This window comes from Chitinophaga sp. CB10 (assembly GCA_001870995.2).
In the GTDB taxonomy this organism is placed as follows: domain Bacteria; phylum Bacteroidota; class Bacteroidia; order Chitinophagales; family Chitinophagaceae; genus Chitinophaga.
Genome location: MLAV02000005.1, coordinates 163,125 through 180,905 on the forward strand (window position 1 = coordinate 163,125; position 17,781 = coordinate 180,905).

Consider the following 17,781-nt stretch of genomic DNA (forward strand, 5'->3'; position numbering starts at 1 on the left):
GCAACTAAGTAAATAAAAAGGCGACAAAACAGCATATGTACCTGAACTGTAAAACATTTTTTAGCTTACGATACGGCACCATGCACGTGGAAACACTGGTGGAGCAGGCAAGACAGCTGGGTATCACCACGCTGGCGCTTACCAACATCAACATCACTTCCGATGCATGGACCTTTGTAACCGAATGCCGGAAGCATGATATCAAACCCGTACTGGGCGTGGAATGCAGGAATGAACATACCCGCTGCTACCTGTTGCTGGCAAAGAATCAGCAGGGATGGTTCCATATCAATAAATTCCTTTCCCATAAGCTGCATACAGAGGAGCCTTTCCCGGAAAGAGCGCCGCTGCTGCCGGATACCTTCGTTATCTATCCCTGGGGAACGCAGGACCCGCTTGCATTACACGAGCATGAACTCCTCGGCGTAAGCGTGCGCGATATCAATAAACTGTTCAGGGTGGATACCCTCGCCATCCGGAAAAAACTGGTGATCATGCAACCGGTCACCTTCCAGGATGAACTGCATTATGAACTGCACCAGGTACTCCGGGCTATTGACCAAAACATCCTCATCTCCCAGCTAACGCCCGATACTATTGCCGCGCCGGACGAAATGTTCATACACCCGGCAGACCTGGTAGCGCACTTTGAACAATACCCGCATATCGTAGAGAACACACTGGCCGTACTCGATGCCTGTGAAGTGGAGATGCAAATGGGCATCCCCCGCAATAAAAAAATATTTTCCGGCAGCATTGAAGAAGACCGCCAACTCCTGCGGGACCTGGCCTTCGAAGGAATGATCCACCGGTATGGCCAGACGGATGAACTGGAACAGGCACGGGAAAGGATAGAAAAGGAACTGGATATCATCGCCAAACTAAACTTTGAATCCTACTTCCTCATTACCTGGGATATTATCCGCTTTGCACAGGAAAGAAAATTCTTTTATGTAGGCCGGGGCAGCGGCGCCAATTCCATAGTCGCCTACTGCCTGCGGATCACGGATGTGGACCCCATTGAACTGGACCTGTATTTTGAACGGTTCCTGAACCTGCACCGCAGTTCGCCGCCGGACTTCGATATCGACTTCTCCTGGAAAGACAGAGATACCATTACTGAATATATTTTTGATAAATATGGCGCAGAACATACTGCGTTACTCGGTACGGTGACCACGTTTCAGACGCATGCGATCATACGCGAGCTGGGGAAGGCATACGGGCTGCCCAAGAAGGAGATAGACCGGATACTTACCGGCGGACTAACCATCCAGCTGAATGAAGACAACATACAACGCAAAATCCTGCACTTTTGCCAGCTGATGGACAACCAGGAGAAATCCTTTCCCAACCATCTCAGCATTCATGCCGGCGGCATACTCATCAGCGATGAACCCATCCATCATTACTGCACGACCTACTTTCCGCCGAAAGGCTTCAGCACGGCGCAGCTGGACATGTTCCAGGCGGAAGCCATCGGGCTGTATAAATTCGATATCCTGAGTCAGCGCGGACTGGGGCATATCCGTGACGCCATTGACCTGATCAAACAGAACCACGGCGTGGATATAGACATCCACCAGGTGCAGGCCTTCATGAAAGACGAACAGGTGAAGCACAACCTGCGGAATGTAAATACCATCGGGTGTTTCTATATAGAATCGCCGGCCATGCGGCAATTGCTCACCAAGCTGCGGTGCGACAACTACCGGTCGCTGGTAGCCGCCAGCTCCATCATCCGCCCCGGGGTAGCGCAGTCCGGCATGATGAAACAATATATTGAGCGGTATAATAATCCTGATAGCGTGCAATATTTGCATCCGGTTATTGAAGAGCTGCTGAAAGAAACTTTTGGCATCATGGTGTACCAGGAGGACGTGATTAAAGTGGCGCATAAGTTCGCCGATATGGAACTGGCGGATGCCGACCGGCTGCGCAGGGCCATGGCAGGGAAATACAGGGGATATAAAGACCTGGAACAGATACAACTGCGATTTTTCCGGAACTGCGATGCCAAAGGGCATCCCCGGCATGTGAGCGAGGAAGTATGGCGGCAGATTGCCAGCTTCGCCAACTTCTCCTTCTCAAAAGCCCACTCCGCCAGCTTTGCGGTGGAAAGCTACCAGAGCCTGTACCTGAAAACCTATTACCCGGCAGAGTTTATGGTGGCGGTGATCAATAATTTCGGAGGCTTTTACAGCAGGGAACTGTATTTCAACCAGCTGAAACAAACGGGCGTCCGGCTGCATGCGCCTTGCATCAATCATAGCGACTATGTGACCAACATTAAAGGCAAGGATGTATATGTGGGACTTATCCACATCGAAGGACTGGAACAGGCGCTGGCAGAGCGGATACTGACGGAGCGGAAGGATTACGGCCCCTACCTGCACCTGGAAGATTTTGTAGAGCGGATAGGCCCCGGGCCGGAACAACTGGAAATCCTGATCCGTATCGGCTGCTTTAACTTCACCGGCTATACGAAAAAGGAATTGCTCTGGAAAGGCAGCCTGCTGGTACGCGGCAGGGAAGTAAAGCAGATCCACCATCTCCCCTTATTCAAACCTGCACCGGTAGACTGTACCCTGCCCCAGCTCAGTTACCATACCCACGAGGATGCATTTGATGAGATCGACCTGCTGGGCTTTCCGTTGCAATCGCCCTTCAGCATATTGCAGCATAACCAGTCGGCCTATATCCTTGCCCGCGACTTCCCGAAATACATAGGGAAAGAGGTGATTGCCCTGGGGTATTATGTGACGATGAAGATGTTGCGGACCTCCCGGGGAGAGCCCATGTGTTTCGGTACTTTCCTGGATGCGGAAGACCAGTTCATCGATACCGTCCATTTTCCGGACAGTTTGCGCCAATACCCTTTCCAGAAAGGCGGTTTTTACCAGCTACAGGGCCGGGTGGTGTCAGAGTACGGAGTTATTACGTTGGAAATCAGCCAGATGCGGAAAATCGGCTATTTTGAGGATAAAGCGCAGTAATTACGACAAAAATCCTTATTTTTGTGACAAATGTCGGATTATGCAAAATTTTAAAGGATACCAGGCACAGGAAAATGCGCTGCTGATTCAGGCGGACCACGTGGGCCCGGGTACCGGATACTTTGATTTCATCGCGTTGTCCAGAAGTGGCGTTATTAAAAGAGCTTTATTAAACCTGAGCAGGCAGATATCTTTTTCCTTAACGGAGCTGGCGCAGGTGGTACATATATCTGAGCGTACCTTACAACGTTATGCGGACGATGCCAAATTATCGCTGGACACGAGCGAGCGGGCCATTATGCTTTCCGCGCTTTACCAGAGAGGGGCCGAAGTATTCGGCGACCTCGAAAACTTCAAGGAATGGATGCGCACACCGCTGCCATCCTTCAACTATCAACTCCCTATTTCGCTATTAGACACCACTTTCGGGTTTCAGCTCATCCAGGATGAACTGGGCCGGATTGAACATGGTTTGTTTGCATAGCTATTAACTTTTTTCTCATGGACGTTTACAGGATCAGTAAGTGCGCTTACATCAATGACCTGAGCGGAACCGGCGCGCGCCTGTATGGCGGCCGCTGGAACAGCAAAGGGCACTCCATTGTGTACACGGCAGGCTCCCGTGCGCTTGCTGCCCTGGAGGTATTGGTACACATACCACTGAAAAATATCATACAGGATTTTTGCATTGCAGCGATTCATATCCCGGATAATATCGGGATCAAAACCCTTACCCCGGAAGAGCTGCCGGCCAACTGGCAGTCGCTGACGCCGTTGCCGGAACTGCAGTGTATCGGGGATGAATGGATTGAAACGGCGAAATACCCCGTACTGAAAATCCCTTCCGTCATCATTGCGGATGAATATAACTTTCTCATCAACCCGGAGCACCCGGAAGCTGCGGAAATACTCGTAAGAAAAACCCAGCCATTCCAGTTTGATCAACGGCTCGGGAGATCATAAACAAGCGTAAACCGGGAACAGTACACACTGAACAAATACCGTAAAAAGCAACTCAGGAAAAATAAAAAGGGTGTATCAAAATTGAAGTGCCCCCAAAAAGTTAGACACTTTTTGGGGGCACTTTTATGGATAAAAGAATAAAATACAGTTCATCGCAAAAGTTAATAATAGTCAAGGCAGTTATATCAGGAAAAGAGTCCTGTTGTTCAGCTGCGGTTAAAATCGGAACAACGGATACAGTGATCCTACGGTGGGTAAATCTTTATCGTCATCACGGTGGAGCAGTTTTTGATCGGTCGGCAGGTCGATATAGCGGTCAGTTTAAAGTCCGGGTAATTCAATACATGCTCAAAAAACAATTATCTTTAACGCAAACAGCAGCCTTTTTTGGAGTACCACAGGATTGTACTGTTGGCTTGTGGCTTAAAAAATATAAAGAATTAGGGGCTAAGGGGTTGCTAGTTGAAACCAGAGGGCGCAAATCAATTATGGCAAAGAAAGGTAAGAATAAAGTTGTCAAATCTACTAGCGATGCAGAGGCCAAACTGTTAGCCTTACAGAAGGAGAATGAATATTTACGAGCAGAAAATGCGTTCCTAAAAAAGTTAGACGCCTTAATTCAAGAGGAGAAGCAGGCCACAACGGGGCTCAAATCGCAAAAGTAATCCAGGAATTAAGGCGGGATCACAATCAGGAACTATTGTTAAAAGTTGCCACGATGGCGAGGAGTACCTTCTATTATTACCTCAGGCAGCTCCAGAAACCAGATAAATCGGCCACTATTACAGCAGCCATAAAAGACATATATCATCAGCATAAAGGCCGATACGGTTATAGACGCATCACTATGACATTGAAGCAAAGAGGTCTGACCATAAATCATAAAAAGGTATTAAGACTCATGCACAAATCAGGTCTTAAAAGTCTGGTTAGAATAAAGAAATATAAGTCATATAAGGGTAAGACAGGTAAGATTGCTAAAAACCTACTGCAACGTAATTTTGAGGCTAGAAAGCCATTTAAGAAATGGGTTACAGATGTTACAGAATTTAGTGTTGCAGGTAAAAAGCTTTATCTATCTCCAATATTGGATCTCTATAATGGCGAGATTATTAGCTATAATCTCTCTTTTAGGCCAACCTTTATCCAAGTAATGAGTATGTTGGAAAAGGCGATTACAAAGCTTCCGGAAAAGGCCCGGCCAATCCTTCATTCTGACCAGGGCTGGCAATATCAAATGAGACAATATCAGGAAAAACTAAAAGAGAATAAAATAAAGCAAAGCATGTCCAGAAAAGGAAATTGCCTCGATAATGCTGTAATGGAGAACTTTTTCAGTATTATTAAGTCTGAACTACTCTATCTTGAAAAATTTGATTCAGTAGAGTCTCTAAAACGAAGCATAGTTAAATACATTGATTACTATAATCACGACAGAATAAAACTAAAACTGAACGGCCTGAGTCCAGTACAATACCGAACTCAAGCCGCTTAATTATATAACCTTTTGTCTAAGGTTTTGGGTTCACTTCATTGATACACCCCTGTTTTTTTCTATCAGTTCCTATTATTACGGCCCGGCTACACGACCGGAGTCCGGTTCCCGACAATGTGATTACTGCCTTCCCCGATCATTTTTTCCAGCAGGTCGTACCCGCCGTTTTCCTTGCTGTGCGCAAAGTTGCGCTCCTCGAAGGTAATAGGCACACACCAGTAGAGGTTCACCTTGTCCCCATACATTTGCGGCATATCTATGGCCGGCCCGTTATAGAGGGCGGACGAGAGAACAAGGCTCTCGTAGGGCGGTTGCAGCGCGCCGGACGACACGGTATGCCCTTCCCCCAGCCAGGTAACGAACCTCCATGGCCTGTCTGCCAGGCCGGACAGTATCTGCGCCACCTGCATGATCTGTTCGTCCGTAAAAACTTTTTTGTCCATAGCCAGCGCCAGTTCCGCACGGTGATAGGCATTGGCGTTCTCGCTATACAGGAAGTCCACCCAGGGCATAGGGCGGATGCTCATTCCCAGGGTCAGGAAATAAACGATGTCATCTTTTTCAAATTTAGCCATTGCCATAGGCGGCCACTTGTTGCCGTCAATGGCGTAGTAAGCCTGATCCGGGCCGAAGACTTTCGTATAGGCGTCCAGGAAAGCGGACTGGATAGCGGGCCATTGCGGATTGGTTTCATCGTGCCAGCTGCCCCAGAACTCAGCCGCATCCAGGAACTTGCGGTATTGCACGTTGGTATCCGGTGTTCCCATGGGGAAGGTGATGCTGTGATCGTCACTGTCTGCACAGGCGGCGGCATAAGCCGGCGGCTTGTCCATATACAATCCCCAACCGGGAATGATCCCGATGATCTCCTCATCGTACAGCACGGCAGCGCCGTCGCCTTCAGCATTCCATATAAAGGAGATGCGTTCTTTTTCCAATGGGGCCTGGCCTTCAGGGTATTTGCAAAATTTTGCTTCCAGCATGGGCGCTACGCCATTTTCCATGGCGGCCGTATCCCGCTTTTCAGGGGCGGGTTGCAGATTGCGCAACCAGCAGGGCCTGGGTTTAAAACGGTTCCCCATGATTTCGGATGGGTATAAATAAAAGTATGCTGTGCGGTCATCCTGCTCTACCATGGCATACATGGTACCTCTGTCGTTCGCTTCTTCTATCAGCATTACGGGTTCGCTATACATAAGTTTCCATTTATAACGGCTAATATACGCCTATCCTTGCAGATGCGGGAAATGTTGGTATTCTCCCGCTTCTTTTTGTATTTTGACAGGCAAAATTCACGGATATGAAAACATTATTAGCGTTGCTGACCTGGTGCATAGCGATGCCGTTTTTCGCTACAGGCAAGGATAAACAACAATATTACCAGATCAGGGTGTACCACATTCATGCATCCCAGGAGGCTGCACTGGATAATTACCTGGAACAAGCCTACCTGCCGGCCTTACATCGCGCGGGCATCAGCCGCGTGGGCGTGTTTAAGCCTATCACGCAGGATACTGCCGATCTTCGTGTGTACGTGTTCAGCGCATTCAGCTCACTGGAGCAGGTGGCGCAACTCCCCGCCAGGCTGGAAAAAGATGCCGCATACAACAGCGCCGCTTCTACCTTTATGAGCGGTTACAACGAAACGGCGCCTTACCGTCGCGTAGAATCTATACTGCTGCTGGCTTTTAAGGACATGCCTGCCATGGCAGTGCCCGCGCTCAACAGTCCGAAATCAGAAAGGGTGTATGAGCTTCGCAGCTACGAGAGCGCTACGGAAGCCTACCATCACAATAAAGTAAAGATGTTCAATGAAGGAGGCGAGATAGAAATTTTCCGCCGCCTGGGTTTCAATGCAGTGTTCTACGGTAGCGTAATTGCCGGCAGCCAAATGCCGAACCTGATGTACATGACTACCTTCAATAATAAAGCTGACCGCGACGCGCACTGGAAGTCGTTTGGCGCAGATCCTGCCTGGAAAAAACTTTCTGCAATGCCTGAATACGCACACAATGTATCACATCAGGATATAATATTTGTGCGTCCGACAGCCTATTCAGATTTTTAAAAAATATTTTTCCGGCATTTTTCATACGATCGGAAACGCTTTACTGCAAAGGGTTTCAGCAGGCGTAATTTTTTATCATTTCACGAATTGATAAAAAAAATTTAACACTATTTTTTGTGGTTTGATTTATTTGCCTACATTTGCAACCACATTGCGAGGTAGAGCAGAGGTAGCTCGTCGGGCTCATAACCCGAAGGTCAGTGGTTCGAATCCGCTCCTCGCTACAAAAAGAAAGGCTTTTAAGCAGACGCTTGAAAGCCTTTTTTCGTTGGTCCCATCCCGGGAGGTCCGCAGCCCATAAGCGTTTGCCGCCATGGTCGGGATCAGACAAAAAAAAGAGACGGAATGAATTCCGCCTCGTTGTTTATACCAGAGACTAAATTGCATTGGCGTCTCTTCGTTTATTTAATCAACCTAAATGCATTTACATTCCCGGAAAAATCTGCTACGTATAACATATCGCCCGTCAACGCCATATCCGCATACACGGGTGCGCCCAGTTCCAACTTCGCCACCACCTTGCCTTTGGCGCTAAGGTCGAGCACGTACAGCCAGCCATCCGCCGCTGCTACAAAAGCGCGATCCCCGTTGATCAGCGGCGTGCTTTCCACCGTTGCTGCCGGCGGCAGGGAGTAAGGAGCCGTAAAGCTCAATGCCTGTGCGGGTTTGAAGGCACAGGCAAGGTTTCCCGTTCCTAACGTATAAGCCTGCACGCCGTCCGCTGCCGTAGCCAGTAATACCTGGTCCTTCCGGAAGGCAGGCGCAGTCATCGTTTTCAGCTCTGCATCCACCTTTATACTATCGATAGTGTTGCCTGCTTCGTTTAGCACGTGCAGCATGCGAATACCCTGCACGTATAATTTATTATCAAACACCGCCGGCGTGCCGCTCCTGAACCGGATGCCACCGTCGCTCCTTTTCCAGCGCAGCTGGCCGGTACGGGCGTCATGCGCAAACAGGTGATTCCAGTTGCTGGAGGTAATGAGGAGGTTGTTCCAGATAGTCATAGCCGTGGGCGTAGCCTCTCCCCCGTTCCAGGAAGTGTTGGTCCAGCGGGCATTTCCGGTATTGATATCCAGGGCTTCGAGGAAGTTGCCGGTACCGGTGATGTACGTATCCTCAAACACCACGCCTGCACAGTTATAAGGCGGCAGGCCTTTCATTGGGCCGGCATGCTGCCATAACAGCTTGCCTGTGGCGGCGTCCAGGGCATAGGTGATGCCTTCTGCATCCGTACCAAGGAGTACGTTACCCTGCAACGATAAACTATGCTTTATAGAATTGTTGGTTTTATATCTCCACAAAACCTTACCGGTAGCGGCATCCATAGCGGTGATACCGCATTTTTCCAGGTTTTCATCATCAATAGCGGCCAGGTATAATTTGCCGTTTTCCACAATCGGGGACGACTTCCAAACGGCCGTACCCAGGTTGGCGGACCACATCAATTGCAGCCGGCTGAAATCTACCGGCCTGGTAACCGGCGTCCGTTGCGGGTTTTGAAGCACCTGCGTCCAGCTATCCTTCGATGGTTTAACCACCGCAGGAGATTGCATCACAAACGTATCCCGCCGGAAGAGTATGCGGCCGGAGCGTAAAGTAGCCTCCAAAGTACTGTAACAGCTGTCTTTCAGGTAGGGCTTCAGCGGTGCGGCCTCCATTTCCCCGTTCCAGTTCCAGTCGCCGGAAGGCTGCAGGGATAAGGATTGCAGCAGGTTGCCTTTCCTGTTGTAAACTTTATAGTTTACGCCTTGTACCAATTCATCCGTTTGATACACGTTGGCGCTCACTAGTATTTTTCCATTCCTGTATGCTATTCCGTTTACAGTGGGGGTTATGGGGGAGATGTGATTGGCCACATAACTATAACGGCGCGTTACGGCGGTAATACCGGCTTTATCCACCTGCACGAGTTCAAAATTGGCAATGGAATTATCGATGCCTCCGTCAGCGGCCGGCGCGGCGCAGAGGCTGCGAATACCGCTGTTGCCATGCCGGTGCGTGAAATTATAATGCCAGTGCCCGTAGATCCAGGCTTTCAGGTTATGCCTGTGAAGGTCCAATACTTCTCCCTTTGAATTCTTAATGGAAAAATCATTGCCGAAGGTGAGCAGGTCATGGTTAAACACGACCACTGATTTTGACGGATCGGTATTGGCCAGATCGTTTTGCAACCAGTCATACACATCATCGATCGTGTACGACGGCTTGTAATCCCCGTAAGCCATGGGCGTTACCACAAAGTGCGTGTTCCCGTATTCAAAGGAATAAAATACAGGTCCGAAGAGAGATTCATACAGCGCTTCGCCATAAGGCCCGCGTACCAGGTCGTGATTGCCTATGCAGTAATACACGGGCAGCCCCATCGTTTTCGAATTAATCTGCCGGGCGTGGAACTCCATCCCTTTTTCATAACAAATATCCCCGGTGTGTACAATGAAGTCCGCCGCTTCGTTGCGCGCAAAGCGCTTCACCTCATTGATCCAATCGCCGTACATATAGGTTTCCGTATCCGTGATCCTTACGAATCGGCTGCTGGCAGCAACTTTCCCCGTATGATAGAGCGCAAAGTCGTAACTGCTTTTTCCTGAATCGATCGGCTGGTAATAATTGGTGACGAAATTAAACCCCTCGGCAGGAGTGATAAAAATGAACTTTTGCCGGGCGTGGCCGGGTAGGCGGTAGTTGCCTGCCACGTCCGTTTTCACCACATGGCGCCCATCCGAAACACTGATATGTTGAATCCCGGGTTCTCCTGCATCCTTTATGCCATTGCGGTTCAAATCATGGTAAACATTCCCGGAAAATCCCTGTCCGGATGCACTGCCTGCGAGGCTTAGCAGTACGGCAACGAGTAGCTGTATCTTCATAGTAATTATAAAAAGGGGGAGGGTATGTGAACAGTAAACGCCCGGATGCACATTTTCTGCGTACTGCGTAGAATGCCCCGTTGGTCATTTCCGGTTCACACACCCTCCTGTAAGTTTTAACTTGCTACCAACCCTGTATTTGCTTCAGGTTTGGATTCAGCACCACTTCACTGAACGGAATCGGGCGATAGTAATATTGCGGCGCTACGAATTTCCGTTTGTTATCACGGTAACGGGTAAACGAAATATGACCGGAAGTGTTATTATCCAGGTAGAAGTTATTTTCCTTACCGTTCACGTCTTTGAGGGCGTACCGACTAATCGATTGTTTTACTGCCGGCGGCAGGCCGCCCAGCGAAGCTGTGTCATTCGGCGTTGCCAGTATGGCAATGTCAGCTACCCCATCTCCCGTAATATCCAAAGGACCCAATGCAGGTACATACATACCTTGTTGGGCCTGCTCCATCAGTGCGCCGGCAGCCCAGCGGTTGAGGTCATTGAGGCGTAAGCCTTCGCAGGCCATCTCCACCCGGCGTTCCCGCCTGATTTCCAGTAATACGCCTTTGTTGCTGCCGTTTATATTGCTGTAAGCAGCCGCCAGTACGGGGTCCGGATTGGCGTTGGCCACAGCCATCAGGAGGTCAGGCATTTGTACACGCGCCCTCAGCTTGTTGACGCTGTTGGTCAAATCATCCTGGGTGAGCATTCCCAGCTCCGCTTTGGCTTCGGCATAGTTCAGCAATACTTCGGCGTAGCGGTAAACCGGCAGGCTGGTGTAGTTGGCATCCCAACCCTGGCGCAGCGCAGGGTCGCGGGGGTAAAACTTCAGCTGGTCAAAGCCGCCGAGGTTTGGTTTGGGAATATAATATTTGTTATCGTTGGTGGTGGAATAACCGGGGTAGGCCACGGTTTCCGCCAGCCGTGGATCGCGGTTGGCAAATACTTCCACGAAACCTTTTTTGTTGTAATTGGCCTGACTGGTAAACGGCGTACCGTCTTTCATCAGGTAGGTTTCCACGAGGCTGTTGCTGATGGACCAGGTCCAGCCCAGCACGGTATGGGTGTTGTTGCCCACCTTCAACGCCTGGCGGCATTCGTACCACTGGATCATTTCAGGGTTGGAAGCCAGCGTAGGACTTACAAACAACGCCCGGTAATCCACCGCGCCCTTGCCGGTATTATACACCTGGAACCTGCCGCTGTTGATCAGTTCCTGCGCAGCTGCTACCGACGCTTCCAGGAAGGGCTTGGCCGTTTCCTGTAAGGCGAGCTCCGGATGATATTTGCGGAAAGTGCCTTCAAATAAGCCAAAGCGACTCATGAGCGCCAGGGCCGTCCATTTGCTTACCCGCGTTCTGTTGCCTTCATCCGGTTTGATGTAGGCGATGGCATAGCGAAGGTCCGCCATGATGGAATCCGCAATCAGCGTGCGCGGGCTACGGGCCGCATACAGCGCGCTATCCGTATTTTTCAGCACATGCGAGTACCACGGTACGTCAGAGTAGCGGGCCAGCTTATCAAAATAGAACTTGGCGCGGAAGAAACGGGTGATGCCAATGTAATGATTGATCAGCGCCGTATCGCCGGTGGCTTTATTGGCGTTATCGAGCAGGTAGTTGTAAGAGCGGAGGCGCCCCCAGTCGTCCCAGCCGGTACTGCCCGCCGTAGTGGCATTCAGCCCGCCTTCCATCATCAGGTCCAGCTCGCCGGCCTGGCTATAATAGGAAATGTTATCGCTGTTGATATCATCCGTGGCATAGGTAGGCACGCTGTAGAAAGAGTTGGAATAAGTTTCCAGGTCCTTGGGCGAGCCAAAGTAAGCATCGGGAACGATGGATGTTTCCGGGTTACGCTGGAGGAAGTCCTTGTTGCAGGAGGCAGTCCAGCAGCCTGCTGCGAGTAAAAGTATATAAGAAGCAGTTTTTTTCATGTTGCAGAGTTTAGAAATTCAGGTTTAAGCCGGCGGAATAGGTTTTCTGGAACGGATATACGCTGCCATCCAGCCCTTCCGGATCCAGGTCGGCCTTCAGGTGGGAAACGGTGAAGATGTTTTCCGCTGAGAGGTAGAAGCGCAGGCGCGCAATCTTCAGCCGGTCAGTTACGGACTTAGGCAGGGTATAGCCCAGCGTCACGTTTTTCAGGCGCAGGTAAGCGGCGTTTTGCAGGTAGCGCGTCTGCGGCGCGCCCAGCTCCGTAGCATCTTCCGCGATGTAGGATTTCACGCGGGGGAAGTAAGCGTTCGGATTTTCAGGCGTCCAGTGGTCCATATTCTGCACCTGCACGTTTGCCCATGGTTGCGCATAAATGCCCCAGAAGTAGTGGTTGCCGGCATTCGGATACCAGTCGCGTTTGCCGATACCCTGGAAGAAAGCCCTGAAATCCCAGCCTTTGTAGCTGGCGTTCAGGTCCACGCTGTAGGGCAACCGCGGCCTGTTGTTACCGATTATGCGCTTGTCCCCGTGATCGCTAACGGTATTCTTGCCATAGCTGATCTCACCGTCATTGTTAAGGTCCCTGAATTTCAGATCGCCTACATACCATTTGTAACCCTGGTCGTCCGAGCCAACCTTCGACTGATCGGCATGGGCCTTGATTTCGTCTTCACTCTGGAAGAATCCTTCTGTTTCCAGCCCCCATATCTCCCCTAAACGCTGACCTACGTAGTAGTCATTGAGGTTGCCTACCGGGTTATCGTATTTGGTGATGAAGGTTTTGCTGTCAGCCACGGCTACCTTGATGCTGTACGACAGGTTGTCCTTCCCGATCGCAATGCGGTCCCTCCACATGATGGACAGTTCGCCGCCACGGGTCTTCAGGTCGGCCGCATTCGTTTTGGGCGATTCAGCGCCATAAACGCCGGGCAGGGTTTTGCCTTTCACAAACATCCCTTCGGTGAAGCGGGTATAATGATCGAAGCTCACGTACAAGCGTTCTTTCAGGAAGGCCACATCTACCCCGCCATTGATAGACCTCACTGTTTGCCAGGTATAATCAGCCGTTACAGGGCTGGGCATATATACGGCTACCTGTTGCGATCCGTCGAGGATGGTGTTGAGGGTGCCGGCATTCATGGTTTCAAAATAACCGTAGGAGTTAAAAGTCTGATCCCCCAGGGAGCCATAAGAGCCGCGGAGTTTCAGGAAGTCCATCCCGATGGCGGTGGCCAGCGGTTTGGCAAAGTTTTCATTCGTCACCACCCAGGCCGCAGAGGCGGACGGGAAGGTGCCCCAGCGTTTATACATCGGGAAGCGGGAGGAGCCATCGCGGCGGCCGTTCACCTCCAGCAGGTATTTATCACTGTAGTTGTAAGCAAGGCGGTAGAAGAGGCCGCGCACTGCCCAGTCCTCGAAACTTTCCCCGATCTTAGGCGTACCGGTAGCCAGTTGCACGGTGGGGTACAGGGTACTGATCAGGCCATTGCGGTTACCGTTGAAGGCATCCGTCTGGAAGTACTCCTGGTTGAAGCCTACGAGCGCGGAGAGTTCATGCTTGCCGAATTTTTTATTGAAATCGGAATAGAGGTTATACACGGTGTATTTCATGCCCAGGCTGTTAAACGAAGCGCTGGACTGGTTTCCGTCTGTGTATTGCAACGGTTGGCCGGGCCCGGTGCGATACGCTACCGGTAGTACGAAAGATTTGCCGGCAGAATTGGTACGGCGGAAAGTGGCTTCCCCTTTTAATTTCCAGATACCTTTGATGATACCGAGCTCGCCGTTGAAGCTGGCGAGGAACTCGTTCATGTCCGTCGTATTCCGCCCACCGCTTTGCAAGCGGCCGAGCAGCGCGGCGCCGTCGGAAGTCCAGGTACCATCCGGGTTACGTGGCACCGAGAGGGACGGCGTACGGTTCGCATTATGGAAAAACAGGTAATCCATCGCTGTGCTGGGCGCGTCATAGGAAGAAGTGGTATAGGTTGTGTTGGTACCTAATTTAATACGGTCGTTGAAGGTATAGGTAGCTTTTGCGCGGAGGTTGTAACGCTTGTAAACATCCGGGTTATAGCGGAGCATACCGTCCTGCTGGTAATATTCGCCGGAGAGGTAATAGTTCAGCTTTTCATCCCCTCTCGCAATGCTGAAGTTGCCGGTAAAGGCGGGCGCGCTTTTATTGTACACTTCGTGCAGCCAGTCCGTAGTGCCGTAGTAAGCGTAGGCATTGGGATTGGTAGGATCGGTGATAACTGCCGGCAGGGAGGGATCTTTAGATCTTTTAGCGGCGTACTCTCTCACCGCATCCGGGTAGAGGTTGTAGAGCGGCGTAGCGGCATCGTGCTTCATTTGCATGGTGATGAGCGGATCCGTGATCACATCCGGCACTTTACCGAGCGTACGCACGGCATAGTTAGTATTGGCCGTAACGGTGAGCCTGCCGTCCATTGCGGATTTGGTGGTAATGAGCACCACCCCGAAAGCCGCGCGGGCGCCGTAGATGGCGGCGGAGGCAGCGTCTTTCAATACCGTTACGCTTTCAATATCGGCGGGGTTGAGGCGGGATACTTCTTCCGCACTGAAAGGGATGTTATCCACCAGGATAAACGGATCGCCACCGGAGAGGGAGGTATAACCCCTCAGGTTAAACGTAGGCGCGGAAGAGGAACGGCCGTTGTTAATGCCGATGTTCAGGTTGGGGATCAGCCCCTGCAAGCCTGTGCCCACGTTGGTGATCGGGCGGCTTTCCAGCGCCTTGCCGGAAATGTTATCGACAGCGCCGCTGAGGTTTACCCTTTTCTGCGTGCCATAACCTACTACCACTACTTCGTTGAGGCCGCTGGAGTTGGCAGTGAGGGTTACGTTAAAATGCTGAACGCCTTTAACGGGCATCTGTTTGGATTCGTAGCCGATATAGCTGAATTCCAGCACGGCATTTTCCGGCACTTCCAGTTCATATTCTCCTTTGGTGTTGGTGGTAACGCCCTGGGAGGTGCCCTGTACCTTTACGGTTACGCCGATGAGGGGCGTGCCCTCCATATCTTTCACCACACCTTTTACGGGTATTGTTTTTACCACTTCGCTTCCTTTTACAATTACCACGAGGTTGTTGGGCATTACGCGGTAATTGAGATTGGTGCCGGTGAAGGCTTTATCCAGGATAGCGGTAACGGCGGCATTTTCCATCCGGAGGCTTACGCGCACATCCGGTAGGGCGCCGGTTTTATAGAGGAAGGTGTAGTCGCTTTTCTTACCTATGAGGCTGAGTAGTTTACTGATATGGACATTGCTGAGGTCCACGCTGATTTTCTCCTGCGAGAATCCGTGGGCGCTCAACTGTAAAAAACCGGCGCATAGCAATACGGAAGTCAATTTCATACGCATAATGAGTTTCCTCATACTCCCATGGGGAATATGCGAAGGCCACCAATAGTTTTTTTTCATAATTTTGTTTCATTAGGTTAAATAATAGGCCATTACCGGATCTCGCTGATCGGTTTACTTGTTTAGCCTTTGTAAAGGGGAATGTTGCCGCATTTCCCTTTTTCATGTCTGGAAATATGTTGATGGTGTTGTTATTCCATAGATGATGGATTTTTGTTGTTACCTGATGGTGACTGTTTTCTTCTCTTTATCTATCTCGTAACTAAAGCCCAGCGTAAGTTGCAGTGCGCTCAGCACTTCTTCCAGCTGTTGTTTTTTGAACACGCCTGTAAAAAGTTCCTGCTTGTATTTTTCATTTTTGAAGATGATACGGACGTCGTACCAGCGTTCGAGGTCGTGCGACAATTCCCCCAGCGGGATGCTGTCGAATTCGAAGCGGTCGTTCATCCAGGCCGTTGGTATAGCCTCTGTTGTTATGGTGTTGGCGGCGGCATTGCGGACGGTGGCCACGGAATAGTTGGTAAGACCGGCCTGTGCCGCATGGGCAGGTATCCCTTGCGCCGGCAGTTTGTTGATCAGCAGGCGTTGCGCCGGCAGCAGTACTACTTCTTTTGCTTCGGAGTTTTCAGCGGTTTTGAAAGATACCGCCACTTTGCCGCTGATCAGCGTTGTTTCGATTTGTTTGTCCTCCGGGTAGGCTTTCACGTTAAAGGAGGTGCCCAATACTTTGATGTTCACTTTCCCTGAATGAACAATGAAGGGGTGTGCGGGATCGTGCCTGATATCGAAATAGGCTTCTCCCGTGAGTGTTACCTCCCTGTTACCTTTCAGGAATTTATCCGCATCATATTGCAGCCGGCTGCAGGCATTGAGCGCTACGGTGCTGCCGTCAGGCAATACCATGGTGGATTTGGAACCATTGCGGGTCACTACCTGGTTGGCGAATGTAGTGGTCCCGGATTTAGGCCAGTAGAAGAATGTGCCGATGAGCAGGCCGGCGCCCGCGGCGATGGCGGCAAACACTTTCCAGGTAAGGCGGTGGCGCTTTACCGGGTCCGGCTCCTGTTGCAGCCAGCCGGCCAGTTGTTCCAGCCCTTTGGTTTTCAGCACCTCGGCCTCTTCGGCTGTAAAGTTGTTGGTTTCATGCACTTCACGGATATCAACTACAATATTGAATGCATATTGTAATTCCGGATTTTCCAGCAGGAGCTGTTCCAGTTCTTCCAGTTCGTCAGGGGAAGCTTCTCCCGCTGCCTTCCTGGCCATTAGTGCATAAATACGGTTTTGTTCACTCATTAATGCTACTGATCGTTATACAGGTAGGTCGCACCGGGGGTGAAATACCCCCAAAGACCGGAGAAATTTTTTTTGGCGTTTGCAGCCGGAATATTTTGTTAACTTTAGCTTAATCTGCGTTATATAAATTGCAACCAATATCTAGCAGTCAACAGGGATGGAACAGTGTAACATTAATCAGCTTTTTACTGATATGACGGCGAACAATGATGAGGAGGCTTTCAAGCTTTTCTATAATCAGTGTTTCGTGCGCCTGTTGCGATATACCTACACGCTTACCAAATCCAGGGAAGTAGCCGAAGAAATTGCCAACGACGTATTTATGCATTGCTGGCAAAAAAGGGGGTCTTTGGGAGACATTAAAAACCCGGAGGTGTACCTCTTCGTCGTGGCCCGCAACAAAGCGGTGGATTATAAGCGAAAGCAAGCCCATTTCCGGGCTGTTGACCTCCCTCCTGACGCCCATATCCAAATTACTTTCGACAGCAATCCCGAGGAGCTAATGATCACTTCCGAGATGGTGCGGAAAATGGAAGCCACCATTCAGCAGTTACCCCCGAAGTGTAAAACCATTTACCTGATGATCAAGCAGCATGGGTTAAAATACCGGGAAGCGGCGCAAATCCTGAATGTATCCGTCAAAACGGTGGAGAACCAGCTGGCCATTGCCATTAAGCGACTCACTGCCGCTGTGAAGTTTACCCTTGAAAAGGAGGACCTGTACAAATAAAAAAGCAGTGCTTCCCGCGCTATGCCACGAGAAGACACTGCCTTAAAC

General features: G+C 50.5%; 12 protein-coding genes and 1 tRNA gene. 8 read left to right on the forward strand and 5 right to left on the reverse strand.

The window, feature by feature from the left end; translation table 11 throughout:
• Positions 1-35: 35 nt before the first annotated feature.
• The 5 genes from BOC67_RS09510 (at position 36) to BOC67_RS09530 (ending at position 5,454) form a co-directional block, all read left to right on the forward strand.
• Positions 36-2,996 (forward strand): DNA polymerase III subunit alpha, encoded by a 2,961-nt coding sequence (locus BOC67_RS09510; protein WP_291909781.1) that lies wholly within the window; start codon positions 36-38, stop codon positions 2,994-2,996.
• A gap of 40 nt (positions 2,997-3,036) precedes the next feature.
• Positions 3,037-3,480, forward strand: a complete 444-nt coding sequence (locus BOC67_RS09515) for an antitoxin Xre/MbcA/ParS toxin-binding domain-containing protein (protein WP_291909782.1) — start codon at positions 3,037-3,039, stop codon at positions 3,478-3,480.
• A gap of 17 nt (positions 3,481-3,497) precedes the next feature.
• The gene (locus tag BOC67_RS09520) at positions 3,498-3,959 is read left to right on the forward strand and encodes an RES family NAD+ phosphorylase (protein WP_291909783.1); all 462 of its coding nucleotides are present in this window, start codon (positions 3,498-3,500) and stop codon (positions 3,957-3,959) included.
• 125 nt (positions 3,960-4,084) lie between these two features.
• Positions 4,085-4,624: a helix-turn-helix domain-containing protein gene (locus BOC67_RS09525; RefSeq protein WP_291909784.1), complete on the forward strand. Its 540-nt coding sequence runs from the start codon at positions 4,085-4,087 to the stop codon at positions 4,622-4,624.
• Entirely contained in the window at positions 4,624-5,454 is an 831-nt protein-coding gene (locus tag BOC67_RS09530) for an IS3 family transposase (protein ID WP_291909977.1), read from the forward strand. Before BOC67_RS09525 ends, BOC67_RS09530 begins: the two co-directional genes overlap by 1 nt.
• 86 nt (positions 5,455-5,540) lie before the next feature.
• On the opposite strand, the gene BOC67_RS09535 is transcribed toward BOC67_RS09530, so the two are convergent.
• The gene (locus BOC67_RS09535) at positions 5,541-6,650 is read right to left on the reverse strand and encodes a suppressor of fused domain protein (RefSeq protein WP_291909785.1); all 1,110 of its coding nucleotides are present in this window, start codon (positions 6,648-6,650) and stop codon (positions 5,541-5,543) included.
• 104 nt (positions 6,651-6,754) lie between these two features.
• On the opposite strand from BOC67_RS09535, the gene BOC67_RS09540 reads away from it, so the two are divergent.
• A complete protein-coding gene (locus tag BOC67_RS09540; protein ID WP_291909786.1) occupies positions 6,755-7,522 on the forward strand; it encodes an NIPSNAP family protein in 768 nt (255 codons plus the stop codon).
• A 152-nt stretch (positions 7,523-7,674) separates the two neighbouring features.
• A tRNA-Met gene (locus tag BOC67_RS09545) sits at positions 7,675-7,746 on the forward strand.
• 177 nt (positions 7,747-7,923) lie between these two features.
• Here BOC67_RS09545 and BOC67_RS09550 read toward each other — a convergent pair.
• The 4 genes from BOC67_RS09550 to BOC67_RS09565 all read right to left on the reverse strand — a co-directional run bounded on the left by BOC67_RS09550 (position 7,924) and on the right by BOC67_RS09565 (position 16,973).
• Positions 7,924-10,392 carry a PQQ-binding-like beta-propeller repeat protein gene (locus tag BOC67_RS09550; protein WP_291909787.1) on the reverse strand — a complete coding sequence of 823 codons (2,469 nt, stop codon included), beginning with the start codon at positions 10,390-10,392 and terminating at the stop codon, positions 7,924-7,926.
• 124 nt (positions 10,393-10,516) lie between these two features.
• Positions 10,517-12,322: a RagB/SusD family nutrient uptake outer membrane protein gene (locus BOC67_RS09555; RefSeq protein ID WP_291909788.1), complete on the reverse strand. Its 1,806-nt coding sequence runs from the start codon at positions 12,320-12,322 to the stop codon at positions 10,517-10,519.
• 10 nt (positions 12,323-12,332) lie between these two features.
• Entirely contained in the window at positions 12,333-15,701 is a 3,369-nt protein-coding gene (locus tag BOC67_RS09560) for a SusC/RagA family TonB-linked outer membrane protein (RefSeq protein WP_291909790.1), read from the reverse strand.
• A 225-nt stretch (positions 15,702-15,926) separates the two neighbouring features.
• Positions 15,927-16,973, reverse strand: coding sequence for a FecR domain-containing protein (locus BOC67_RS09565; RefSeq protein WP_291909792.1), 1,047 nt, complete (start codon positions 16,971-16,973; stop codon positions 15,927-15,929).
• Positions 16,974-17,196: 223 nt separating this feature from the next.
• Between BOC67_RS09565 and BOC67_RS09570 the strand changes: the two genes are divergently transcribed.
• Positions 17,197-17,733 (forward strand): RNA polymerase sigma factor, encoded by a 537-nt coding sequence (locus BOC67_RS09570; RefSeq protein ID WP_291909794.1) that lies wholly within the window; start codon positions 17,197-17,199, stop codon positions 17,731-17,733.
• The last annotated feature ends 48 nt before the right edge of the window (positions 17,734-17,781 follow it).